Below are 24,143 nucleotides of genomic sequence, written 5' to 3'. Positions count from 1 at the left end.
GGTCATAATACAACTATGCCAGGCGAATTTGTGCCGGTAAACGGTCAAGGGCATTTTCAAGCCTTCTGATCACTTCTTCCTTTCCAAGAATTTCCATGATGATCATCAGATCCGGCCCTGCGCCTGCACCTGTAACCGCAAGCCGCAGTGCCTGCATGATTTTGCCCATTTTAATACCAAGGTTTTCCATAGTAGCGGAAAGCTTGTCTTTGATATCATGAGCAAGAAAACTGCCTTCAAATCCGGCCAAAGCATCCTTGAATCCTGCAATGGCATTTGCAGCTTCTTCATTCCACTTTTTCACGGCTACGTCCTGATCGTAAGTTTCCGGTGCATGGAACAGAAAGAGAGATTCCTCCGCGATTTCACGTACAAAATGCACGCGGTCTTTCAGCAAATGAACAATCTGCGTAATCTGATCTTCATTGACAGGAATTGATTTTTGCTGATAGAGCGGTTTCAGCTGCGCAATGATTTCTTGATCGTCCAGTTGTTTCAGGTATTGCTGATTAAACCAGTTTGCTTTCTGGATATCAAATCTTGCCCCGGCCTTGTGCACACGGTCGAAGCTGAAAGTCCGGATCATTTCTTCCATGCTGAAAAGCTCCTGCTCTGTCCCGGCGTTCCAGCCGAGCAATGCCAGAAAGTTGGCCGTTGCCTGCGGAAGATACCCTTCTTCGCGGAAACCTTTTGCCTTGTCGCCGCTAACCGGATCGGTCCATTCAAGCGGGAAAATCGGAAATCCGCCGAGGTCCGCATCCCGCTTGGAAAGCTTGCCGTTCCCATCCGGTTTCAGCAGCAACGGAAGGTGTGCAAATTGCGGCATGGTGCTTTCCCAGCCAAGGTAACGATACAGCAAAACGTGCAAAGGAGCAGAAGGAAGCCATTCTTCACCGCGGATCACATGCGTTATGCCCATCAAATGATCGTCCACAATGTTGGCAAGATGATACGTAGGCATGCCGTCGGATTTCATCAGCACCTTATCGTCTATTTGTGAAGAGTGCACAACAATCCATCCGCGGATCAGGTCATTGAAACGGATGTCTTCCTTCGGCATGATCTTCATTCTGATGACGTAAGGCATTCCACTTTCCAGCCTGGATTTGGTTTCCTCGGCAGACAAAGTCAGCGAATTCGTCATTTCCATGCGTGTAATGGCATTGTACTGCGCGGCTGCCACTTTTGCAGCTTCCAGTCTTTTGCGCATATCGTCCAGTTCTTCGGCCGTATCGAAAGCATAATACGCTTTTCCTTCCCGGATCAGCTTTTCTGCGTATTCCATGTACATTTCTTTTCTTTCCGACTGGCGGTAAGGCGCATTCGGGCCACCCTGCTGCGGGCCTTCGTCAATGTTTATGCCCAGCCATTTCAGTGCTTCCAGTATATATCCCTCTGCACCCGGAACGTAGCGGTTCTGGTCGGTATCTTCAATACGAAGCAACATCTGGCCTCCCTGCTGGCGTGCAAACAAATAATTGTACAAAGCGGTGCGGACACCGCCTGCATGAAGCGGGCCTGTCGGGCTGGGAGCAAATCTTACTCGAACGGGTTGATTATTCATTTATTCTTGACTATTAAATTCTGGTTTTTAAAAGCAGGATCAGATGGTTTTTCGTAAAAGTCATTGTTTGTCATGGATGGAAACTAATAGTCATTAGTAGTCATAGATGATTTTGGATGAACTTTTATGAATTTGGCAACAAATCCTGGCGGGCATGCTATTCTACTGCAATCACCGAAATTTCTACATTCACATCCTTGGGCAGCTTTGCAACCTGTACGGTTTCGCGCGCCGGCGGTTCACTGGTAAAAAAGCTTCCGTAAATCTCGTTTACCGCTGCAAAGTCATTCATATCTTTCAGGAATATGCTCGCTTTGACTACATTGGCGAATCCCAGCCCGGCTGCTCCGAGAATATGGCCGATATGCTGCATAACCATGCCCGTTTCTGCTTTGATATCGCCGGAAGCGGCCAGTTCTGCTGCAATCTGACCGGAGACGTACAGCGTTCCATCTACTTTAACCGCCTGGCTGTAAGGCCCGATCGGAGCCGGCGCTTTTTCTGAAAATATAATCTCTTTTGGCATAAAATGGATAAATTGATTTGGTAAAATTACCAAAAATGACGTGCGGATTAAATTATCAGCCCTGAAAAAGCGCTTTAAGCTCCGTTGCTTCGGCCGGATTCATACGGCCGGCCAGAACAAGCCTCAACTGACGGCGGCGGAGTGCGCTTAGATAAAGTTCTTTTTCATCATCCGTTTCAGGTTCGAGATGCGGAACTTCAATGGGCCTTCCGTTCTGATCCACAGCGACAAAAGTATAAAAGGCACGGTTTGTACTTACACGCACGCCGGCAGGAATATCTTCAGCCCATACTTCCAGAAAAACCTCCATGGAAGAATTGAAAGCACGCGTAACCTTGGCATTCATGGTAACAATATTGCCCAGCTTGATCGGTTCGGTAAAAGAAACATTGTCAACAGAAGCCGTGACTACAATGCGGTTGGAATGTTTCTGCGCGGCAATGGCGGCGCAAATGTCCATCCAGTGCAAAAGCCTGCCTCCCATCAGATTATTCAAGGTATTGGTATCATTGGGAAGAACCATTTCCGTCATGGTGACTTCGGACTGATGCGGATGCTTGGGCTTTAACATGTGGTTATGATGAAAGATTAAAATTTCGGGCAACGGGTTTTCTTTCTTTCCTGCGCCTGCATCCGGCTACCGATCAGGTAAGTGGCGCGCATCTGCAGAAAAAGGTAACTGTCTTTGCTCTTGGCACTTCCCCTGTTCCATCCGGGCTGCCGCGGTTCCTGGCCTATTTCGGCAGAACGGTCGGAAAGTCTTCTGGCCAGATCATTCGGCAGCTGATCGGGATTCGGGTATACCGTGCTTGCGTCATCCAGATAATCGGAATTCACAAAGTTATTACAAAGCTCCACACCCAGGCTCAAACGTTCGGAAGTTTTGAAAGAAGTACCGATTCCGGCAGTAAACACCAGCGGCAGACGGTTGTATTTAACGCCTTCCGTTGTAAGCGGCGCAAGTTTGTGCCATTTTCCGTCCAGTTTTGCCTTTGGATTCAGCAGCGTAAATCCTGCGCCTGCCATCAGGTACGGATTAACGCGGGCCTGTCGGTTATACGCAAAAAGATCAGCCTGAATCCCAAGATTGATATCCGGGTTGAAAGTCCTGAAAGAAAGATTGTTCTGAAAGTTCCGGGCATATTTCTGGTCGCCGGACACCTGATAAAACCGCAGTTCTCCGCGTGCACTCACATGTTCCGACAGCCGGTACAATGCGCCAATTGAAATGGAAGGCCCGAGTCCGAGATGCTTCATATTCACGCCGTCTTTCAGATCGCCCGTGTAATAGGCGACGCCGACTCCGCCCGTAAAGCTCAGCACTCCGAAAGGATTGACATACCGATTGCCAAATGAAGATTTTCTCTGCGCGCAGACCTGCATGGCTGTTGTTATCAGCATAGCCAGTAGTAATGCTTTATTTTTCATCATGGCATCGCCTGTAATCTTGTTAATGAGAAATTGCAATTTGTAAAGGAAATGAATTTATGTCAAACACAGGAAATGTCCACAAACATCTTGCCAATATGGAGTGGAATGTAAAATGAATAAAATTGAAAGTAACTTGTGAATTGTTGTAAAAATTATCTGGAAAGTATTACTTTTAAATCGTAAAATTATAACTAGCTAACACTATGATACATACACTTCAAGTTAATGCAATGGAACTGAACAGTCAGTTTATAAAGTTCATAAAAGCAAAGTTCGGTAATCGTAACTTGCGGATTATAGTTGAGGGTATCGAAGAAAAAAAATCAATTGGCCAAATGGAAGTATTTGAAGAACTTGAAATACTTCGTACAAAATTTAGTCAAATTGAAGTGGATACAAATTTAAATTTGTCTTCTTTAGCAAATGAAGTTAATGGAATCAGTTTATGATTTATTTTGATACAGATGTAATAATCCACTATTTTATCAAACAAGATTTAAACAAGCATAATCTGGCTATTAAACTCTTTCGAGAAGCATTTCAATCTAATCAATTCTTCTGTTCACTTTTATGCTTACAAGAGGCCTCATTTGTATTCTCAAAGTTAAATATGCCAAATAGTGATATAGATGTAATGACGAATAAGCTCTTAATATCATCTCCTGTAACGTTTGATGTGGGACAATTTAAAAGAGCAAAGGTTTTGGCAAATGAAATTGGATTTCATAATATAAATGATTGCTTGCATTTAGCAATTGCAGAAGTTCATTGTAATCAACTTTACACTTTTAACAAATCAGATTTTAACCGATTAAAAAGATTAACTAAGCTTGAACTTGTGATTCTTTAAAAATATTGAATTTGATAATAACAAAATAGTGCTGTCACAGATAATGACAGCACTATTTTGTTATAAAGTAATTTCTTACTTCGGAATGTACTTACGCTCTAATCCCTCTTTACGGAACTGGCGCCCGAAGTACTGGAATGAACTTCATTATCACGGACATTTCCCGAGTATCGGACACTGCTTGCACCGCTGGCATCCGCACGCACCGATGAACTGGCAACAACCGCTGCGCTGCTTGCGCCGGATGCATCAATGTTGACGACCTTGCAGGAAAAATCTCTTCCCTTGAATGAAGATGCGCCCGAAACTTCTCCGTTCAGAACATCGCCTTTGCCTGAAAGCACCAGTGACGATGCACCGGACAAATCAAAGCTTACTTTCGGGGCCGAAAAACTCATTGTAACCTGCGATGCGCCGGAAACATCAATATCCATACTTTTAACCCCTGTAAAATCACCCACATTTGCCTTGCACGCTCCTGAAAAATCAACGGCTGTCAAAGCTGGCATGGTGATCTGAACGTTTACAGTTTTGCGGTTTCTGTTCCAGCCTTTGCTTTTATAACCCAGATGCAGCGTGCCATCCTTTACGGAAGTTTCCAGATCCTGCAGATCTTCAGTGCGGCCGCTTGCCGATACGCTGAACCTGCTTCCTTGCTTGACTTCGACTCTGAATGCACTGCCCATGGACAGTTTGTTGAAACCGGAAACATTGAAGCCGCGGGTTTCCTGCGCCAAAGCGTTAATGGAAAAACACAAAGCCAGTAAAGCAGCCAAATGAGATAAAAATAACTTTTTCATAACTAATTCAATTAGATTTTTTAAAAGATGACCGGTATGCAGTAAATGTTGCATGGGTTTAGGAATTATTCCTGTACATTGATTTTGCTGGCGCCGTTGGCATTTCTTTCCAGATTCGGTATCCGGCCCAGTTCTATTCTGGATGCGCCGGATGCTTCCACCTTTGCATTTTCGATATTCATATCGGTTGCGGTTACCTTGCATGCTCCCGATGCATCCAGATCTGCTGAACGTGCCGTTCCTTTCAGATACGCTTTGGATGCACCCGAGACCCCAAGCGTAAGCTGGTCCGTTTCAACATCTATTTCAGTCTGGGTTGCACCCGAGATATCGATATCAAGCTTTTTAAGTCCTTTAAAACCGGTGATCCTTGTTTTGTTTGCACCGGAAAGTGACACGCTTTCCACATTCGGCATGGTGATGATCAGCCCGATTCTTTTCCATTTGTTGCTGTCGAATATACTTAATTCCGATTCGCGTTTTATCTGCAGCGTTTCTCCGTCTGTTACTACCCTCAGATCATCCACATCTTCCTGACTTTCACTGTCTGCCGAAATACTGAATTCGGCTCCCTCGCGGATCAGGATGGAATAAGCACCGCCGATATCGACTTTTGTAAAATTGCCTGCCGGGAATTGCTTGATATAGTTGCCGCGCTCGCCCAGATTGATGTTGCTGTTGTCATCGCCGTTCAGCTCGAACGAGTAATCCTGATTGTTGTTGCCTTCGTTCTCTTCCCGGATGAATCTGGCAGGAATATTAACACAAACCAGTCCGGAATCACTTTTTACAGTCCAGATCAGCTTGTTCCATACCACTTCCTCATTGTCGAGGTTGTAGCGCTGCACATTCCGGAAGTTATCGCCCCAGTGTGACAGCGAATAATAAAAATCACGTGTCATATGGAACTGCCGGTTATATGGAATATTAAGGGTAAGATTAATCTGCTGATCCCGGAAGTATCCGCCTTTGCCGAGCGACGGGCCGTCATTGAAAGTAAACACAGAATCCCTTATGCTAATATCATACTTCAGAGCTTCGGCATTCTGACGGGCATTTTCGCGGGAGTTACCGCGGGAAAAAAGCGTTTTGTCCAGTTTGATGCTATCGGCCCCGCTGTATCCTTCCAGTCTGATATCAACCCGTACATTATCTTCATCGTCCATGTTTTCATGATCAAGGGTCAGCGTGCCTTTTGGCAGAGCATAATAAGCCGTTTGCTGCACTTCACTGCGGCGGGCAAAGTTTCTCTGATACGAAATCCCTCCCACTGTGCTTCCGATAATCCCGACGATCCACAAACCCAGCAACGTAAGCCATACCGAACTTCCTACAATTCTCTTTTTGGACAAAAGCGTAAGGCCAAGCAGTAAAAAGGTAATAAAAGGAATCGCAGCGACAAGCAGTCCGGACAGAATCAGGATACCAGGAAGTTCCTGAAAAATCCGGAACGGTGCCGGCAGGTTTTCAAACGGCGCGGCATTGGTTACGCCGAGTGCCACGCCGCCGCTGATCACAAGTCCAAGCAAAGAAAGCACTGCAATCGCAATCAGTATGGCTCCGATCAGAATACGTACAACGGGGCCGAAACTTCTGAGCAGATTTCCCAGGGCACCAATTATCAGTGCAATGGCACGGAAAGGAAATAACAGAATTTTGGTCACGCCATGCTCTTCACCGCCCTTTTCGTCCAGATTGAGGCTTTGCTTGATATTTGACTCAATATTGGAAAGCGTAATGGGCTCGCCCTGCATTTCCATCTTTTCCGTTAGCGTGTTGGCTGCCGGGGCAATTATCCATAGGACAATGTAAATAATAACACCCGTTCCAAACACAAAAATGGACAATACCCAAAGAAACCGCACTACACCCAGATCCACACCGAAGTAGGAAGCGACTCCCGCCGCTACCCCGCCGACTACCTTGCGGTCCGGATCACGATAGAATTTCTTGATCTTGGTATCTTCTTCCAGCGTGGTTGTTCCCGGAAATGCAATCCACATGGCAATGTAAACCAGCACCATAAAACCGGAAAGCGGACCCAGTTCATCTTCAATATTCAGATTCAGTATGCCTGAACCCGCCGGCAAGCCAATGACTGCAAACAGAAAAGCCAGACGAACCCAGATCGGATCAATCGTAAAGTAGTGCGCCAGACCAGCGGCAACTCCTCCGATCAGCTTGCGGCGAAGGTCTCTGTACAGCTTTCTGGGCGCAGCGGTATGGGCTGTTTCCGTTTTCGGTGCGCTGTAAGATGACGAAGAAGAAGCATACGTTTCCTGTGCCGGTGCGCTATGGGTTTTTGCAGATACCGATTCCAGCGGATCAGCAAATATATCATCAGACTGCTCAATGGCTTCAAAGTCGGCAACGGTTCCCATGGCAGCAATCAGTTCATCAACGTCTGAAAGTGAAATAACCTGCTTGGCCTCCGCTTTCTGCTTGTTGATAAATCTTTCCGCAATCCTTCCTTCAATGTCCGAAAGTATCTCCTTGCTGTCAGCAAATGAAGAAAAATACTTCTGTATCGATGAAAGGTACCCTTTGAGTTTCTCATAACCGTCTTCCTCGATATGGAAGATGATGCCGCCTATATTTATGCTGATTGTCTTTTTCATGATGGTAAAAATCGAATGTCTCTAAGTGATCAGTTAGGGTCCGGAAGAATCGTTGAATCGGTATTGCTTAGTTCTTCTGTCCGGTGAATGATGGTTTGTACCGATTGCGCCAGCTCGAACCATGTAGCCTGCATGGCATCCAGAAATATTTTCCCCTCATTGGTCAGAACATAATATTTCCGCGGAGGCCCGGACGACGATTCCACCCATTTGTAATCCAGCCAGCCCGAATTTTTCAACCTTGTAAGCAGCGGGTACAATGTCCCTTCCACAACCATTATCTGAGCAGATGTCAGTTCATCCAACATATCCGAAGCGTACACTTCGCCTCTGGATATGATATGCAGTATGCAGAATTCAAGAATTCCCTTTCGCATCTGCACCTGGGCATTTTCAATATTCATGTGGATTCATGTGTTTATTAAATGAATAAGTTCATGGCTAATAGACAGGATTGGTACCTTCTACTATACAAAGGTATACACAGGTACTTTGTGATGCAAGGTACCATGTTAGAAAAATATTTGCTTCGGGATGAAAGGTTGCCAAGCTGGTTAACCGGTTGAAAATTCATGTGACATTCCTTCCATAAATTACGTTACTGATAAAATGCAATTAAATCCCTGCAAATACTTATGAGTCAGACACAACTATACATGATTGCCGCAATGAGTGAAAACCGTGTCATCGGGCTTGAAAACAGACTTCCCTGGCATCTTCCCGACGAGTGGAAGCATTTCAGAAAAGTTACTGAAGGCAAAGCTTTTCTGATGGGGCGCAAGAGTTTTGAAGCACCGGACGCACTTCATTCCGCTTACAGAAACGTCATTCTCTCTTCACAAAAACCGGAAAAGACAGAACCGGATGTGGAATATGCAAAAGATATTTCCGGGGCGCTTGCGTTACTTTCCGGCGAAAACGAAGTATTTGTATTAGGCGGCGCAACAGTGTTCAGGGAAATGCTTCCGATGGCTCAAAGACTTTATCTGACAATCGTGCACACGCAGGTGGAAGGAGACGCGTTTTTCCCGGAATTTGATCCGAATGAATGGGTCCTTGCGAGTTCGGAATTTCACGATACGGATGATGAACATGCGTATGCTTTTTCAATGAACCTGTATATCAGAAAAGCTGCCGGATGAATAAAACCTGTAATCAAATGACTTGATGTCCGGATTATCAACGCACACTTTATACCTGATTTGCTTTTTAACGGCTTTTTCAACATTGCTGAAAGCTCAGAAACCTGCCGGAAATGAATGGATCCATACGGCGCAGACCTACCTTCGTATTCCGGTTACCGAAACCGGATTTTACAGCATAACGGGCCGGGAACTTCTTGCAGCAGGATTTCCGGCGGATGCTGTTGCCTGTTCGGCATTGCAGCTTTTCCGGCGCGGAAAGGAAATCGCCATTGAAATTCACAGTAAGGAACCGGAAAAGATTGGCTGTGAAGGCTTTGTCCGTTTTTATGGAGAGCGGAACGACGGCGCACTGGATTCGTCGCTTTACATTTCACCCAACGCAATGCCGCATCCGTATTACAGTCTGTATTCGGATACGGCGGCTTATTTTTTAACCTGGAACCAGCAGGACAAAACCGGAAAAAGGATAACGATGGCAGTACCTGAAAAAGCTGCAGATACGGTTGATCATCATTTTGAAGAAATCACGCATATTCTCCATTCACATTATGCATCCGGCCATTTTTATCCGGCAGGGAGCAGCTTTGAAAACGGCTCGGCACTTTCAGATTATGATTTCGGTGAAGGCTGGACAGGACCGGAAATCAGGCAGGACCAATCTTTTACTATTTCAGAAAATACGAAAAATGCAGTACGGCAGCTTTTCAGTAAAGCCGAAATCGAACTGATTGCAGTCGGACGATCAGCTGGAAACCATGCTTTTGAAATCTGGTCGGGCGACAAAGACAACCTTGCTGAAAAACTGGCTTCGTTTCAGCTGAAAGATTACAATTCCACACGCATTCATTTGTTTTTAAAACCTGAAAACCTGCATGCGGACGGCAAAGTAAACCTTACGCTTTTGCCGGCAAAAAATGAAGGCAGCATTTCCGTTTCATTCTTCAGGTTGAAATATCCGCAGCAAACGCTCCCGACAACCGAAAATGCACAGGAAACATCTTTTTTTGATGACGCTGAAAAAGCACGTTTCTGGAAAAACCGCAATGAAGAAGATGCCGAATTTTATGATTGTTCGGATGCATACAACCTGCAAAAATTAAACCAAGACAGTTCAGGAATTCTGCTCGGCCACGCCCGGAAAGTAATCCGCGTCAGCAAACCTTTGAGAGTACAGAACCTGAAAATAATAAAGTTCAGCAATATTGACCCGCAATCAACGGATTACCTGATCATTACGCACCCGCTTATGCACGTTCCGGTCGGGGACAAAGACCCGGTTCTGGAATATGCAGCTTACCGCGCATCAGCCAAAGGAGGAAATTACAAGCCTTTGATTATGCATATTGAAGAAGTATACGATCATTTTAATTACGGGGAACCCGGCCCGCTGGGATTAAAGAAACTGATTGCATGGATGCATGAAAAAGGCAGGCTGAAATTTGTGCTGCTGATCGGCAGATCCACAGATCCTCAAACCGCGCGTAAATTACCCGGTGCAAGGCAAATTGATATGGTTCCCAACGCCGGCTGGCCGGGCTCCGACCTTGCGCTGGCCATGCGGCCGGACGGCTTTCCGATGGTTCCGGTCGGGAGGATCAACGCATTTTCTTCTCAGGATGTGTCCGATTACCTGCAGAAAGTAAAGGCTATGGAAGCCGGACCTTCGTCTGCCGCGTGGCGTAAAAACATGCTGCATCTCAGCGGAGGAAGATCCCGGGACGAACTTGCGACTTTCAGGGATTATGTCAAATTATTTGAAAAGAAAATTGCCGGCTCGGCTTTGTCGGCCCGCGTTCAAACGATTTCAAAGGAAACCGACGATCCGGTGGAACATTTTCCCATTCAGGACGCTGTGAACAAAGGCGTTGCGCTTGTAACGCTATTCGGTCATTCCAGCCTTGATGTTACCGATATGGACATAGGTCTTGCGACCAACGGAAAGTACAAAAACAAGCCTTTTTATCCGGCTGTCATTGTAAACGGATGTGCGTCGGGAAGTATATTTTATTCGGCTAATACGCTCAGCAGCAACTGGATATTTGCAAAAGAAAGTGGCGCCGTTCTTTTTCTTGCGCATACTTTCAACGGCGTCTCTACTGCACTGAAAAAGTATACGGAATCTTTTTACGAAGTATTGTCAGATTCTGCATTTACGGACCAACCTTTTGGCAGCATACAAGTGGAATCAATCCGGCGTAATTTGAAAAGCAATCCGGACTTGTATCATATTATTACGGCGCAGCAAATGAACCTGCACGGAGATCCGGCGATCAGGCTATTTCCGGCCGCACTTCCGGATTACATGCCGGACATTGACGCTGTTGAATTTTCGGATCAGTACGGAAAGAAGCTGACTGCCGGAAGTGACAGCATCCGGATCAGAATTACCATTTTAAACAATGGCCGTTTCCGGAAAGAAAATTATGATTTACGGATAAAAAGGAGCAGGAATTCAGAAGTTATAAGCACATATAAATCGACGCATGCCGCAATGCCGGATTCTGATACGCTGGAATTCAGGTTTTCAAATGAATTTCAGACTGCGGGAAAAGAAAAGTGGACATTTCAGATTGATCCTGAAAATGTGCTTGCAGAAGAAAACAAGGCCAATAACAGTGCATCCTGTGAAATGGAATTAACAGAAACGGGCGCATGGCCGCTTCTTCCTCTGGCCGGCTTTGTAACCGGAAAGCAAATGACAGAACTCGTGGCCCGGGTTTCTCCTGAAAACGAAAACACCAAAGTCGTTTTTGAATGGGCGGATAATGAAAACTTTCATTCAAGTCATAAAAGCTACGTTACCGCTTCTCACTTGACTGCACGGCATTGGATCCGTATTTATCCGGAAAAAACTTACTGGCGCGTATATCCTGACGGAAAACCGGCATTTCCTCCGCACAGCCGCAGTATAATCTATAATACTGAATTCCAAAATGTTGTACAATGGCCTGAATGTGTGGTTTATTCAGAAAATACCGGAAAGACTGATGTGGAAGAAGGCGATAAATTCCAGTTGAATGCGGCTTTTCAGAATGTCACAAATGTTCCGTTCATTGATTCTGTCGCTGTGCGGATTACGCATAAAAGTCCGGAAGGAACAAGTACTGAAACTGTAAAACTTGCGGCATTGAAAGCAAATGAACTTCAGGAATATAAAACCAGTTTTCAAACTGCAGCGGCAGCCGGAAATCACGAAGTAACGGTTGAGTTCAATACTTCGCGTTTACCGGAAGAAATTTACACAAACAATTCAGTCCGTTATGCATACCGTGTCATTCCGGATCAGATTCCGCCGGTTCTGATCGTACATGTTGACGGAAGGCAATTGTCTGATTACGATTATGTTTCCAGCAAACCGGTTGTTGAAATCCAGCTTTTTGATGAAAACAGGTTTCTCATCCGCAGCGATACTTCGGGAATTGCATTGTGGCTCAAAAAGAAATGTACGGGCTGTACCGAACAAAGCATTTACCTGCGGAATGCCCGGCTGAAAAGTCTTGCGCCGAATCATTTTTTTCTGAGCCTGGATTTCCCTGAACTGGAATCGGGCGAATACATGCTTTTCGTTCAGGCGCAGGATTTAAGCGGCAATCCTGTTCCGGATTACTACATCCATTTCATCGTTGGTGACGTGCTGAAATTAGCGGATGTTTCCGTTTCACCGAACCCGTTCAACGAAGATATCCGGATCAGTATGAACTTTGAAGGGTCATTTGCATCTGAAAAATTGAAATTTTCCGTTTATCATGTTTCAGGAACAAAAATTGCAGAAACAGACCTGGACGCGCATTCAGGGAAAAACGAGTGGTTCTGGAATCCGGAAAACCTGCCTTCGGGACAATATATTTATTCGCTGGAACTGAATGAAAAAAAGTGGTCGGTTTCGGAGAAAGCAAGGGAGGCCATGCGCGGAAAACTGATCCGGGTTCGTTAAAGAGCATCGTTACAGGTTTCATTCCGGCTCGGGATTTTATTTGCAGCTTTTCTTTCCACAAAAACTTCTTATTTTTGTCAATAATAAAATAATTCATACTCTTGAAAGAATACGGTAGTAACGTACAAAAACTTGCCGATCACATCGTAAAGATGGAAGATAAGGCAAAACGCAACCTTTACGCGCACATTCTGATTGAACTCATGCGGCAAATCCATCCCAATATGCGGGATAATCAGGATTACACCAATAAATTGTGGGACGACCTGTACATTATATCCGGCTTCCAGCTGGATGTCGACAGTCCGTTTCCGCCGCCATCCAAGGAAGCATTGGGTAAAAAGCCGCTCAAAGTAGGCTATAACCAGCAAAACCTTACTTACAGGCATTACGGCCGTAATATTGACCTGCTGCTCGAAAAAGCAGTCCAGACCGAAAACAAAGAAGACAAGCTGGCATTTGTATCTTATATTTTCCGTTTGATGCGTTCTTTCTTCAATACCTGGAACAAGGACAACCCGGAAGACAATGTGCTGCTTGTGCAGCTGGAACAGCTCAGCAAGGGTCAGTTGAAAGAAGAAATCGATTATATACGCCAGAACGGACCTGTAGAAGCAGCTCCGAAAGACCGGAACAACAATCAGGAACGAAACCGGGGAAATCATCAGGGAGCCGGCTTCAAGTCACAATCCGGTCATAATCCCGAAAGGCAGGGCGGCAACAATCAGGGGAACGGCAATCCGAACCGAAATCGGCCCAACAACAAGTTTTCGGGCCGGAACAACAATACAAACAATAACAGTAACAATAACAACAACCGCAATAACCGCAAAAAACCTGGAATCTGACTTCCAGGTTTAATTTTATACAGTCCATTGCCCCAAATTCAAATATGGCTTCATTCAAAATAACTGGAGATAAACGCCTGAAAGGTGAAATTGTACCACAAGGTGCTAAAAACGAGGCATTACAAATTATTTGTGCTGTACTTCTGACCAAAGAACCGGTAACTGTTCATAATATTCCAAATATCCGTGATGTAAATCAGCTCATCAGCCTTTTGGGGGACCTCGGTGTCACTTGTACCCGGCTGAGCGATTTGTCCATCCGTTTTGAAGCCAGCAATGTCAATCTTGATTACCTAGAATCGGATGCTTTCCGGCAAAAAGCAGCGGCCCTTCGCGGGTCTGTCATGCTGCTCGGGCCAATGCTTGCAAGGTTCCGCAAAGGAAGGATTCCGCGTCCGGGCGGAGACAAAATCGGGAGAAGAAGACTGGATACCCATTTTCTGGGTTTTGAAAAACTTGGAGCGGAATTCAGTTACGATGAAGCAGACGGCGGTTTTTACAAAGTAGATGCCGCTAACCTCAAAGGCACGTATATGCTGCTGGATGAGGCTTCTGTAACCGGAACGGCCAATGTACTGATGGCTGCCGTAATGGCTGAAGGAACAACAACAATTTACAACGCAGCCTGTGAGCCGTATCTTCAGCAATTGTGTAAAATGCTGAACAGAATGGGCGCAAAAATATCGGGCATTGCATCCAACCTGCTTGTTGTGGAAGGTGTAAGCGAACTGCACGGAACCGAACATACCATGCTTCCGGATATGATCGAAATCGGAAGTTTCATCGGGCTTGCAGCCATGACGCAGTCCGAAATCACGATCAAAAATTGCCAGATTCCGCAACTGGGCATTATTCCGGATGTTTTTCAAAGGCTCGGGATTAAAATGGAATTCCGCGGCGATGACATTTTTATTCCTGCCCAGGAACATTACCGGATCGAAAATTATCTTGACGGTTCCACGTTATCCGTGGCCGATGCGCCGTGGCCAGGCTTTACGCCGGATTTGCTGAGTATTATCCTGATTACGGCTACTCAGGCGCAGGGAACCGTACTTGTTCATCAGAAAATGTTTGAAAGCCGGCTTTTCTTTGTTGACAAACTGATTGAAATGGGCGCGCAGATCATTCTTTGCGATCCGCACAGAGCAACTGTAATCGGCCACAACCGAGAAACGCAGCTTCGTGGGATCCGCATGACTTCTCCGGATATCCGTGCCGGCGTTGCGTTGCTGATCGCTGCCTTGTCCGCAAAAGGAGTCAGTATTATAGATAATATCGAACAGATTGACCGCGGATACCAGAATATTGATGTGCGGTTGAATGCAATCGGCGCTGAAATAGTAAGGCTGTAAGCGTTACATTTCAACGTAATGTAAAAAATAAAGTCTTACTACAGCAAATCTGCATTGTAGTAAGACTTTATCATTTTTAACTTCTGTAAAATTTACCTCTTCTTGTAAGTGCATTGACTATTATCCGCTTTTACAAAATAGGATTTGTAATTGGAAGCTTTCGGGTCCATGCAGCCTTTCAGGTCCAGAATTTCCACTTTCCTGAATTCTACCGGATGACTTTCGCTTTGCAGGGAAATGGAGCCATGATCAAGCAATTGTCCATTTACAAGCAGAGACGCATCGTGGCCACTTACATTTCCGCCGCCGATCTGAGGTTTATTGTATTCCAGCACCATTTCTCCATTAGCAAAATGCTGAACAAGCGAGTCGCCCAGCACAAGCACTTCTGCCCTCACCCATTGGTCACCGTTATAGGTTTTTGACTTGGAAGTAACGCAGTGCTGCGTAATCAGTTTTCCATCCATTACGACATTCGTTCCCGGCGTACACAGGTTACACGTTGTACGCTTCTTGCCATCGCCGCCTAAAAGCTGCACTTCGATGGAAGCAGGAAAATCCTGATCTTTTCCCATTGCAGCAGCAGGCTGCCCGTGTATCATAATGCCGCTGTTACGCCATGCCCAGCCTTCGCCTTTCGGGGCCTGTTCTCCTGTAAAACGGTATTCAACGGCAATGCGGTAATACGAAAAATCCCCTTTGTAGAATATGTGTCCGTATTTCTGTGCAAAATCATCGTACTGGTCGTAACGCACAACCATTTTGCCGTCTTCCACCCGGAACGTGTTGCCATAATTGTTGTTCAGTTCATAACCGCGGATTTTGATGTCCCAGCCATCCAGGTTTTTCCCGTTGAAAAGCTGTTTCCATTCTTGCCGGTCTTTCTTTTCCTGCGCAGAAGCAAACAAGCAAAACAGCGTAAAAAGCATTGTCAATTGTAATTTCATGAATAAAGGTTGGTTAAATGAACTGGTTTGGAGCAGTTTTTTTATCTGGCATTGTATCTGAGGCTGCCGTTGAAGTAAATATACGATCGGAACTATCATTATATAAATTCATGAGTTCAAAAGCAAAAGAAAAAATAGCCGTGTTCTGGTTTCGCCGGGATCTTCGTTTACACGACAACGCAGGTCTTTACCGCGCTCTGAAATCGGATTATCCGGTCATTCCGCTGTTTATATTTGACCGAAATATTCTTGATCAGATTGAAGATAAAAATGACAGCCGCCTCACATTTATTTACAATGCTATACTTCAGATCCGGAAAGAACTGAAAAACAATGGCTCCGATATTCTGGTGCATTACGGCTTTCCGGTAGAAATATGGAAAAAACTCAGTGAAGAGTATGATATTGCCGAGGTTTATACAAATTCCGACTACGAACCTTACGCAACAGACCGTGACAGTGAAGTAGCACAGATTATCCAGAAAAAAAACGGTGTTTTCAAGGCGTATAAGGATCAGGTTATTTTTGAAAAAAATGAAATTCTGAACCAGAAAAATATGCCGTACACAGTGTTTACAGCTTACAGCCGCGCATGGAAAAGTAAATGCAACCGTTTTTATCTGTCTTCTTATCCAACTGAAAAGTACTTTGATAATCTGTACAAATGGAAGGCGCCGGATTTCCCTTCTCTGGAAGAAATGGGATTCAGGAAATCGGACTATAACTTTCCTTCCAGCGTTGTTCCGGTAGAATTACTTCAGAGATATGAAAAAGAACGAGATTTTCCGGCTATGGAATCCACCAGCCGGATTGGCATACACTTGCGGTTTGGAACGGTAAGCATTCGTAAACTGGCTAGAGAAGCACAGGAAAACAGCTCTGTATACCTGAGCGAACTGATCTGGCGTGATTTCTATCAGCAAATCCTGTGGAATTTTCCTTTTGTGGGAACCGGCAAAGCTTTCCGCGCTGCATATGACCGTATCAAATGGCGGTATGACAAGGAAGATTTCAGAAAATGGTGTGAAGGCAAAACAGGCTACCCGCTTGTGGATGCAGGAATGCGGCAACTGAATGAAATCGGGTTTATGCATAACCGTCTGAGGATGGTTACGGCCAGTTTTTTATCCAAGCATTTACTGATTAACTGGCGTCTCGGTGAAGCTTATTTTGCTGACAAACTGCTGGATTATGATCTCGCGGCCAATAACGGCGGCTGGCAATGGGCAGCGGGATCGGGAACGGATGCTGCGCCTTATTTCCGGATATTCAATCCTGAAGCACAGGCCAAGCGATTCGATTCCAAAGGTGAATATATCAAAAGATGGGTTCCGGAAATTGGAACGGATGCCTATCCGGAACCGATCGTTGATCACCAGTTTGCAAGAGACCGTTGCCTGAAAGCCTATAAAGAAGCACTGGACCAGAAGTAAGCGCCGGACTTTTACTTGCCTCCTGCAATTACCGTTACCATATCTTCGGGATTGAGATACAAAGAAGCCATGGAAAGCACATCCTGACTGGTTGTAGCATGAATCTGATCGATGTATTTGTTAAAGAAGTCAGCCGGAAGACCGTCGAGCAAAAGTATTTTCTGGCGGTCGGCTACTTCAAACGCAGTATTGAGCGATCCGGCAAATTCGCCGGCCATAAAATTTTTAACGGTTTGCAATTCGTCTTCCCCAACGGGTTCGGTCTGCAGCCTGTAAATTTCTTTTTTGATTTCGTCGATAGTCTGTTGCGTAAATTCTTTTTTTACATCTGTTGCAATCATGAAATAGCCTTCATTTTTCAACGTAATCAGGTGCGAGGAAATGCCGTAAGTCAGGCCTTTTTCCTCACGGATATTTTTCATCAGCCTGGAACCGAAGTATCCGCCCAGAATTTCATTGGTGACCAGCATTTTGAAATAATCCGGATGATGCCTTGTAAACAAAATGCGACCCATGCGGATGGAAGACTGCACACTTTCCGGCCTTTCCACAACGACTTCCGAATTCTGATATGCAGCTTCCGGAGCGTAACCGGTTTCATCCGGATGACTAATTACCGGTTCGGCACCTAGGTATTTGTTGACTGCCTCCATATCTTTTTCTTCAATCTGGCCGGCCAGCACAACGGTAAACTTTCCGTTTTTAATAAATTTATTGTAATGCCCGGTTATGGCATTCAGCGACAAGCCTGAAATATTATCCTCTTCCTGGCTCTGGCCATAAGGATGATTGCTGCCAAACAACTTGGCCCTGAACGCTGCATTGGCAAGAAAAGCATTCTTTTCCTTGTTAACCCGCAGATTCTGGATGGTTATGTTTCTTAATTCCTGCAGTTCCTTTTCCGGAAAAGCCGCATTCTTAATCAGCTCACTAACGATGGGCAGAACTTCATCCAGAAAGCGCGAAAGGCAATAAACAACAATTCCGATGCGGTCGGAAGAATGCGTCATTTCGGTGAATGCGCCCACTTTGTCAAATGCTTCACTTATTTCCTGTGAAGTAAGGCCGGCGGTTCCTTCCGGCAGCATTTTGATTGCAAAATAGGATGCTCCGATTTCACTTTCCTGCCAGTTTCCGGCTTCAAAAATACATTCCAGCCTGATCACCGGCTGATCGCCAATGTTTATCGCATGCAATGTAAGGCCATTGTCCAGCGTACGGGTTTGGGGTTCCGGCAGGTTGATGGAATGAATAACTTTGAAATCAGGTGCTGTGGTGCGATCAAGTAACATATTCGGCAATGGATATAAAAAAACGAATGACGCTGCAATAACGTCATTCGTTTTCAAAAATTTAAACTTGTTGATTCACTTCGTTATTCAGCGTCGCCAACATCCAGTTTTTCAGCCTTGTTCAATCCAAGTGAAAGTGTGATACGCAGTGTCTGAGCCAATGGGTTTCCTTGTGCTACTGGAAAAAGATAAGCAAAGTCAAAAGCATATTTATCCATAAAACGAGCGCCTGCACCAGCTGTGAAATACTTCATGTTGCCTTTGTTCCTGTTTTCAGCATTGTAACCGCCGCGTACTGCAAAGATGTCGTTGTACCAGTATTCAACACCGGCAGCAATGCCGATTTCCTGCATTTCTTCTTTAAATCCGTCGGGAGCATCCGAAAATGACCCGAAGATTCCTTTCAGGAGCGGACGGGAATTAAAGTCTGTTCCGTCCGGAGTCGGTACCATCAGTTTTCTTGCATCCACAATGAAATTGAAACGGTTGCGGCCATCACCTGTGAATGACAGTCCGGCTCCGACTTTCAGATTGGTAGGAATAAAGTTTTCGGAGTCTGTCCCTGAACCGTAATTGATTTTACCGCCCAGATTGGAAAGTACAGCTCCCAGTGACCATGCCAGTTCGCTGCCGCTTTCTTCGTTTCTCAGTTCTTTGCGGTAATAAGCGCTGATATCACCCGCTGCAACGCGTGCCGGATTCAGTGAAATTCCATTGATTACCGCAGTTCCAGCCAGATTGGAAGAAATATACTTCAGCGTTAAGCCCATCGAGAAGTTCCGTCCAAGCTGACGTGAATACGTTCCGTTGATAGCCATTTCCCTGGAAGTAAAATAACCGTTCTGCTGACCGGTTGAAGTTCTCAAATCCAGTTCACCGTTATTGAAATAATTAACGGATAAAGCAACTGCCTGTCCTTTTCCAAGTTTTTTGTAAGCACTTAAGTAACCAAGCCACATATCATCAACGAGGTTTCGGAGCCATGGCGTGTAAGATGCAGATACCCCGAAGTCTTTGGTGTTGTAAGGAAGCTTGGCCGCATTCCAGTACGTTGCATTGGCATCAGGACTCAAAGCTACACCTGCTTCTCCCAGACCGGCACTTCTCGCATCCGGCGCAAACGTTAAAAATGACAGTGGTGAGTAAGGAATTCTGGATGTGGGTGTAGTCGTAGTCTGAGCAAATGCTGCACCGGTTACTGAAATTAATAAGGAAGATAAACTAACAAAAAATAGTCTCATAGAAATTGGATTTGCGATAGGAAGTCCTTTGGATCAGCTTCTTTTAAGGTGTCAAAAATACAATGAAAGATAATTATTACTAAAAATTAAAGATTATTATATCAGGGATAGCGAATAAGTTTTCCGGATCGCTGGTCAGAAGAATTGTCTTTTAATGACCTGATCTGCATTTGATACAACAGCGGCACGTTGTACGGAATCCGGTTACCTCCAAGATCAAGAGGGTTTAAAGTTTCCTTTAACATGGAATCGCTGTTATAATATTGTCTTAGAAATGTACTCAGACGTTGCCCATTGTTGAGAAATATACTAAAAATAATTTCTACATCTTCATTTACTCTGTTGTGAATAAGTTCGAATGAAAAATTTTCATGAAATGGGTTAGGATAAATTGTCAGCGCATTGAATTGGACTCCGCTCGGGACACCTACTTGAAAATCGAACGCAATTTCGGATAAGTTATTATAAGTATCCCATACTTTTAAGCGAATAACATATTTTCCGGCAGGCATGTTTTCCAGCGGATAGCGAATCGTTCCGGAACGGTAATCATCCAGATCAGCCGTAAAATAATCATTCAGCGTAACGGTAAGCGTATCATTAATCGTTAAGGTGATGCCATGCCCGATTCCAGCATCTGAAATATTGATCCCGTTTTCGTCACTGACCTTTACATACAAAACCGAAGACGGATCCACAGTATCGCCCGGTTTGAAATTCTCACGATCAAGATAGGCTGCGAGCTTCGGCGGCGTACGATCAGGTGCCGTCTGTACACTTCCTCCTACAATTACATTCAGCTGCGCAGCGGCATCGGAAAGCGCATTGCCCGTTTGATATGCATATATATTGGCCCGGCCCGTTCCTGTTCTGTAATCAATATCCTTCGGCATTGTGAAATCGCAGGTGAATTTTCCGTTTACAACCTTCACGCTTCCGCTGAATAACCGGGTGCGGAACTCGGCGTAACTTTCCGGATTACCTTCATTTCCAAGTGTTTTGAAAGCTGATTGCTTGTCATAGATTTCTATCCTTGCAATTCCATTGAAAAATTTGTCGGTGAATCCATTTGCCGGATTATAAATTTCACCCTGCAGACTTACTTTCTGCAAGGCACGCAATGTATCCGGCTGCAAGGTCCAGCGGATTTGCTTTCGGGCTTTTGCCAACTGCATGGACGGGTCTGCAAGCAGCGTGAAGTTCCGGTTCAGACTGCCTGCAAGCGCCTTGTTTTTGGTTTCCAGGAAAATGTCGCCTGTTCTTGCATCCGGGCCGGACTTTATCAGGGATTCATAAAAAGCTTTGCTGAGCGTGAAATTTGTACTGGAATAAACCGGCCGGGTAGTACTTATTGCACCAATTGCAGCTCCTCGCGGGCTTAAAACCATCAACTCAGCGCCTGACACAATTCCCGGATCATCAAACCGCCCGAAATCGCACGTTGCGGTAAACAGCAACGGCATATTGTTCATGCCACGCACCGATTGCATGTCGGCCAGTGTCAAAACCTGTTCTTCGGCCCAGCCGCTTACGCCGCCATGCCCGGTGTAGTTAAGGATCAGCGTTCCTTCATCAATACTTTTCCTGATGGCATTATTTATTTGCGCAGCTTTCTGGCCTTCTCCTGTAGTAACCTGAGGAAAAGCATCCAGAAATAAACGGGAGGACAAAAAGTCATTCTGAACCAGTCTGGCAAGCTGGTCGGCGTGAGACTGATGAATATTCCCGTCTCCGTCATCGGCCACAAAACGGATCGTATTTTTCCAGTTTCCGGAATTGCTTTCAGCAGAATTGTAATGCATCAGCTTGTTTACGACAGTCTGTGCCTCTGAAAATGATTTTACGGGAAGCCTTCCAATGCTGATGTCCACCGTATGATCGCCCGCCGTCGATTCGGCCCATTCGCCCTCGCCGTCTTCCATAAAGCCGAAATAATCATCGGAAGAAAAGGTGTAAACCGGATTCAGCGATTCATCACTTTCATAAACCGGAACCCAGTTGTTGCGCTGCGATTGCGTCTGGTTGTTTAAAAGGTTTTTATAGTCAAAAGTAGCGTCCCCGAACAAAAGCAGGTATTTCAGTTTGCCCGGTTTTTTTCTGTAAAGTGCACGCGCGTAATTCCGGATTGCACTTACATCAGGTTTCCCGGAGGCAAATTCATTGTAGATTTGCTCAGTAGTTACAACTACAGCTTCAAGGCCGTCATTAACTTTCCGGAATTCTGCCAATCTCTTTGCTTCACTTTCCCAGGCAGCAGGCGTAACAATCAACAGATCGGGTGTAGGGTAACTAATGATATTCTGGTTATTGATGAACTGCCATGAAATAGGCGTAAAAGCCTGGTCAAATCTGAATCCGAGCAGTTGCCGGGTATTTTTGCCATTCCGCGCGGTAATTGTCAGAAAAGCGTTTGCTGCCGTATTTTCAGCCATGATTTCCGGACTGGCAGGATCGGTAATATTCCAAAGGTTCCAGCCGGAAGCAACATCTTGAAAACGGTACGTTATGGTGTCTGAATTTTCCGGCAAAAAACGGTAAATCTGCTGGTTATTGTAAGAACGTAATGTTCTTTTTGCATGCAACGCAACATAATTGAGATAAGCTTGCGCTGTACTCTGGCCATTTTTGTCGTAACTGATCCCGATTGCAACCGGATTTTGCAGAGAAGCGTCCGCATTCAGGATATAAGTTGCTTCCGAGCGTCGTCCTTTAATATCATACGTATTGGTACTTACCGTTCCGATTGTGTTCTCACCAATCTGTTTTCCATTAATCTGCCACAAAAATCGTGTTGCTACCTGCGCGCTGCCGATAGCAGAAGTACGCAGTCTGATCTCGGAACCAGGAACTATGCCGGGAATATCTGCTTCTATATTCAACGGTCCTGAACTTAAATATTCGCCCCACCATTCTCTTCCCGATTTCAGTAAATTGGAAATATCTGTTTCATGAAACCAGTAATCTTCAAACTGACTGACTGTTTTTCCGGATATGCCGGCAGTATTTTCAGCCGTTTTGATCCGGCGCCCGGCGGCTTGTCCTACGTTCAGAAAGTAATAACTTGTATCCGTGTAGCAATTTTTACGATGCTGAAACTCTTCTTTCAGTGAATCAAAAGTAATTTCGTCGGGTCCTTCGGCATAAAAATACACCGCGTCATTGTTGTCAAATTTTCCGTCTATTTCCCCTTGCACCCAAATGGCGCTTTCTTTTAAATTACCTGAAAAAGCAGGACCATTTTTTTGTGGCAACATTCCGCCTTTGCTTCCGTATATGCGGATCTGGTCCGGAATAACAGAAACGGGATCAATACCCAGTTCACGCAGAAAATCGGCATCAAGCTTGCAGACACCGGTCTGATTGACGGCCAGTTTGTACCAGTTTCCACTGGATAAAACCGACGATTGTTGTGCAGAGGAAGTATAACCGGATAATAATCCAAAGCAGCTTATGACTGAATGAAAAAGGAAACTGCGCAGATTAACATGCTTCAACCAATGCATTTGCCGGAATTGTATAAAGACGTTGTGATTTTTTATCCCTGCAAAGCACACGCGTCCGGCGTAACGAGCCTCTGACAAACAATCTGTCCTGAAAAACGAAATCGGCTCCTTCATTCAGCTGTACAAGCGTGGTTTTACCGGAATGCAATGCATGTTCATCATATTTGCGAATGGCATTATACAGAACCGGATCGCCTCCGGTAGAAGCTGCAGGGTTTTTTGCATAACGAACCAACGCACTCAGAATGTCTGCCGGAAAAATATTTTCGTTCAGAACCGGCAGCAGTAGTTCACTAAACTCGCGCTTCCACTCTTTTCCGTGCGGCGCAACGCGCTTTTTCAGCCGGCGGTTGTAGTTCTGATGTACGGCACAATGCGCAACTTCATGAATGTAAGTTATCAGAAAATGATATGGATTAAGGTTGGCATTGACCGTTATTCTTGGGACGAATCCTGCTTTTACTGTAAAATCGCCCAAACGGGTTTTACGCGGACGTGACAAAGCAAAGCTGAAATGAAAAGTATGATATAACTGCTCACAATAGGAAATGGCTGCCTGCGGAACGTGGAGGCCCAAGGATATGTCTTTCATTCATTAAATAAAAAAAGAAAAGCTCTATTTTCATAGAGCTTTTCCTGAATTCTGACCTGTACTGCTG

19 protein-coding genes are annotated in these 24,143 nt (G+C 45.1%); 7 read left to right on the top strand and 12 right to left on the bottom strand.

Annotation, left to right across the window (positions count from 1 at the left end; translation table 11 throughout):
- Positions 1-13: 13 nt before the first annotated feature.
- The 4 genes from gltX to FEM55_RS17510 form a co-directional block, all read right to left on the bottom strand.
- Complete coding sequence (gene gltX / locus FEM55_RS17525) at positions 14-1,564, bottom strand: glutamate--tRNA ligase (RefSeq protein WP_138282701.1); 1,551 nt, start codon at positions 1,562-1,564, stop codon at positions 14-16.
- A 157-nt stretch (positions 1,565-1,721) separates the two neighbouring features.
- Complete coding sequence (locus FEM55_RS17520; protein WP_138282700.1) at positions 1,722-2,090, bottom strand: Rid family detoxifying hydrolase; 369 nt, start codon at positions 2,088-2,090, stop codon at positions 1,722-1,724.
- A 55-nt stretch (positions 2,091-2,145) separates the two neighbouring features.
- Positions 2,146-2,661, bottom strand: coding sequence for an acyl-CoA thioesterase (locus FEM55_RS17515; RefSeq protein ID WP_138282699.1), 516 nt, complete (start codon positions 2,659-2,661; stop codon positions 2,146-2,148).
- A gap of 17 nt (positions 2,662-2,678) precedes the next feature.
- Positions 2,679-3,521, bottom strand: coding sequence for an outer membrane beta-barrel protein (locus FEM55_RS17510; protein ID WP_138282698.1), 843 nt, complete (start codon positions 3,519-3,521; stop codon positions 2,679-2,681).
- 203 nt (positions 3,522-3,724) lie between these two features.
- Between FEM55_RS17510 and FEM55_RS17505 the strand changes: the two genes are divergently transcribed.
- Positions 3,725-3,970, top strand: coding sequence for a hypothetical protein (locus tag FEM55_RS17505; RefSeq protein ID WP_138282697.1), 246 nt, complete (start codon positions 3,725-3,727; stop codon positions 3,968-3,970).
- Entirely contained in the window at positions 3,967-4,371 is a 405-nt protein-coding gene (locus tag FEM55_RS17500) for a type II toxin-antitoxin system VapC family toxin (RefSeq protein WP_138282696.1), read from the top strand. The genes FEM55_RS17505 and FEM55_RS17500 overlap by 4 nt, the downstream gene beginning before the upstream one ends.
- 98 nt (positions 4,372-4,469) lie before the next feature.
- On the opposite strand, the gene FEM55_RS17495 is transcribed toward FEM55_RS17500, so the two are convergent.
- The 3 genes from FEM55_RS17495 to FEM55_RS17485 form a co-directional block, all read right to left on the bottom strand.
- A complete protein-coding gene (locus FEM55_RS17495; RefSeq protein WP_138282695.1) occupies positions 4,470-5,171 on the bottom strand; it encodes a head GIN domain-containing protein in 702 nt (233 codons plus the stop codon).
- A 65-nt stretch (positions 5,172-5,236) separates the two neighbouring features.
- Complete coding sequence (locus tag FEM55_RS17490; protein ID WP_138282694.1) at positions 5,237-7,789, bottom strand: PspC domain-containing protein; 2,553 nt, start codon at positions 7,787-7,789, stop codon at positions 5,237-5,239.
- A 29-nt stretch (positions 7,790-7,818) separates the two neighbouring features.
- A complete protein-coding gene (locus tag FEM55_RS17485) occupies positions 7,819-8,193 on the bottom strand; it encodes a PadR family transcriptional regulator (protein WP_138282693.1) in 375 nt (124 codons plus the stop codon).
- Between the two features lie 231 nt (positions 8,194-8,424).
- On the opposite strand from FEM55_RS17485, the gene FEM55_RS17480 reads away from it, so the two are divergent.
- From FEM55_RS17480 to murA, 4 genes are all read left to right on the top strand, one after another.
- A complete protein-coding gene (locus tag FEM55_RS17480) occupies positions 8,425-8,931 on the top strand; it encodes a dihydrofolate reductase (protein WP_138282692.1) in 507 nt (168 codons plus the stop codon).
- A 25-nt stretch (positions 8,932-8,956) separates the two neighbouring features.
- Complete coding sequence (porU2, locus tag FEM55_RS17475) at positions 8,957-12,868, top strand: putative type IX secretion system sortase PorU2 (RefSeq protein WP_138282691.1); 3,912 nt, start codon at positions 8,957-8,959, stop codon at positions 12,866-12,868.
- 101 nt (positions 12,869-12,969) lie between these two features.
- A complete protein-coding gene (locus FEM55_RS17470; protein WP_138282690.1) occupies positions 12,970-13,716 on the top strand; it encodes a DUF4290 domain-containing protein in 747 nt (248 codons plus the stop codon).
- A 44-nt stretch (positions 13,717-13,760) separates the two neighbouring features.
- A complete protein-coding gene (gene murA / locus FEM55_RS17465) occupies positions 13,761-15,068 on the top strand; it encodes a UDP-N-acetylglucosamine 1-carboxyvinyltransferase (protein WP_138282689.1) in 1,308 nt (435 codons plus the stop codon).
- A 92-nt stretch (positions 15,069-15,160) separates the two neighbouring features.
- Here murA and FEM55_RS17460 read toward each other — a convergent pair whose 3' ends face one another.
- A complete protein-coding gene (locus tag FEM55_RS17460) occupies positions 15,161-16,015 on the bottom strand; it encodes a 3-keto-disaccharide hydrolase (RefSeq protein ID WP_138282688.1) in 855 nt (284 codons plus the stop codon).
- 110 nt (positions 16,016-16,125) lie between these two features.
- Here FEM55_RS17460 and FEM55_RS17455 point away from each other — a divergent pair, with 110 nt between their 5' ends.
- On the top strand, positions 16,126-17,448 hold the full coding sequence (locus tag FEM55_RS17455; RefSeq protein ID WP_138282687.1) for a cryptochrome/photolyase family protein: 1,323 nt from the start codon (positions 16,126-16,128) through the stop codon (positions 17,446-17,448).
- A gap of 11 nt (positions 17,449-17,459) precedes the next feature.
- Here the strand turns inward: FEM55_RS17455 and FEM55_RS17450 are convergent, their stop codons facing one another.
- From FEM55_RS17450 to FEM55_RS17435, 4 genes are all read right to left on the bottom strand, one after another.
- Positions 17,460-18,740 (bottom strand): M16 family metallopeptidase, encoded by a 1,281-nt coding sequence (locus FEM55_RS17450; RefSeq protein ID WP_138282686.1) that lies wholly within the window; start codon positions 18,738-18,740, stop codon positions 17,460-17,462.
- Between the two features lie 83 nt (positions 18,741-18,823).
- Positions 18,824-19,981: a type IX secretion system outer membrane channel protein PorV gene (gene porV, locus FEM55_RS17445; protein WP_138282685.1), complete on the bottom strand. Its 1,158-nt coding sequence runs from the start codon at positions 19,979-19,981 to the stop codon at positions 18,824-18,826.
- A gap of 101 nt (positions 19,982-20,082) precedes the next feature.
- Entirely contained in the window at positions 20,083-23,484 is a 3,402-nt protein-coding gene (gene porU, locus FEM55_RS17440) for a type IX secretion system sortase PorU (RefSeq protein WP_138282684.1), read from the bottom strand.
- The gene (locus FEM55_RS17435; protein ID WP_229209316.1) at positions 23,462-24,076 is read right to left on the bottom strand and encodes a SprT family zinc-dependent metalloprotease; all 615 of its coding nucleotides are present in this window, start codon (positions 24,074-24,076) and stop codon (positions 23,462-23,464) included. The genes porU and FEM55_RS17435 overlap by 23 nt, the downstream gene beginning before the upstream one ends.
- Between the last annotated feature and the right edge of the window lie 67 nt (positions 24,077-24,143).

Source organism: Dyadobacter sediminis (assembly GCF_005860765.1).
Taxonomy (GTDB): domain Bacteria; phylum Bacteroidota; class Bacteroidia; order Cytophagales; family Spirosomataceae; genus Dyadobacter; species Dyadobacter sediminis.
The sequence above is the reverse complement of the archived record's forward strand: the minus strand, read 5'-3'. Positions and strand labels throughout refer to the sequence as shown.

Excerpts from the sequence above, each read along its gene's own strand:
- FEM55_RS17510 (WP_138282698.1), bottom strand. The coding sequence starts at position 3,521 with ATGATGAAAAATAAAGCATTACTACTGGCTATGCTGATAACAACAGCC.
- FEM55_RS17460 (WP_138282688.1), bottom strand. The coding sequence starts at position 16,015 with ATGAAATTACAATTGACAATGCTTTTTACGCTGTTTTGCTTGTTTGCT.
- FEM55_RS17505 (WP_138282697.1), top strand. The coding sequence starts at position 3,725 with ATGATACATACACTTCAAGTTAATGCAATGGAACTGAACAGTCAGTTT.
- FEM55_RS17450 (WP_138282686.1), bottom strand. The coding sequence starts at position 18,740 with ATGTTACTTGATCGCACCACAGCACCTGATTTCAAAGTTATTCATTCC.
- FEM55_RS17435 (WP_229209316.1), bottom strand. The coding sequence starts at position 24,076 with ATGAAAGACATATCCTTGGGCCTCCACGTTCCGCAGGCAGCCATTTCC.
- gltX (WP_138282701.1), bottom strand. The coding sequence starts at position 1,564 with ATGAATAATCAACCCGTTCGAGTAAGATTTGCTCCCAGCCCGACAGGC.
- FEM55_RS17520 (WP_138282700.1), bottom strand. The coding sequence starts at position 2,090 with ATGCCAAAAGAGATTATATTTTCAGAAAAAGCGCCGGCTCCGATCGGG.
- FEM55_RS17480 (WP_138282692.1), top strand. The coding sequence starts at position 8,425 with ATGAGTCAGACACAACTATACATGATTGCCGCAATGAGTGAAAACCGT.
- porU2 (WP_138282691.1), top strand. The coding sequence starts at position 8,957 with ATGTCCGGATTATCAACGCACACTTTATACCTGATTTGCTTTTTAACG.
- FEM55_RS17515 (WP_138282699.1), bottom strand. The coding sequence starts at position 2,661 with ATGTTAAAGCCCAAGCATCCGCATCAGTCCGAAGTCACCATGACGGAA.
- FEM55_RS17485 (WP_138282693.1), bottom strand. The coding sequence starts at position 8,193 with ATGAATATTGAAAATGCCCAGGTGCAGATGCGAAAGGGAATTCTTGAA.
- porU (WP_138282684.1), bottom strand. The coding sequence starts at position 23,484 with ATGCATTGGTTGAAGCATGTTAATCTGCGCAGTTTCCTTTTTCATTCA.
- FEM55_RS17500 (WP_138282696.1), top strand. The coding sequence starts at position 3,967 with ATGATTTATTTTGATACAGATGTAATAATCCACTATTTTATCAAACAA.
- porV (WP_138282685.1), bottom strand. The coding sequence starts at position 19,981 with ATGAGACTATTTTTTGTTAGTTTATCTTCCTTATTAATTTCAGTAACC.
- FEM55_RS17495 (WP_138282695.1), bottom strand. The coding sequence starts at position 5,171 with ATGAAAAAGTTATTTTTATCTCATTTGGCTGCTTTACTGGCTTTGTGT.
- FEM55_RS17455 (WP_138282687.1), top strand. The coding sequence starts at position 16,126 with ATGAGTTCAAAAGCAAAAGAAAAAATAGCCGTGTTCTGGTTTCGCCGG.
- FEM55_RS17490 (WP_138282694.1), bottom strand. The coding sequence starts at position 7,789 with ATGAAAAAGACAATCAGCATAAATATAGGCGGCATCATCTTCCATATC.
- murA (WP_138282689.1), top strand. The coding sequence starts at position 13,761 with ATGGCTTCATTCAAAATAACTGGAGATAAACGCCTGAAAGGTGAAATT.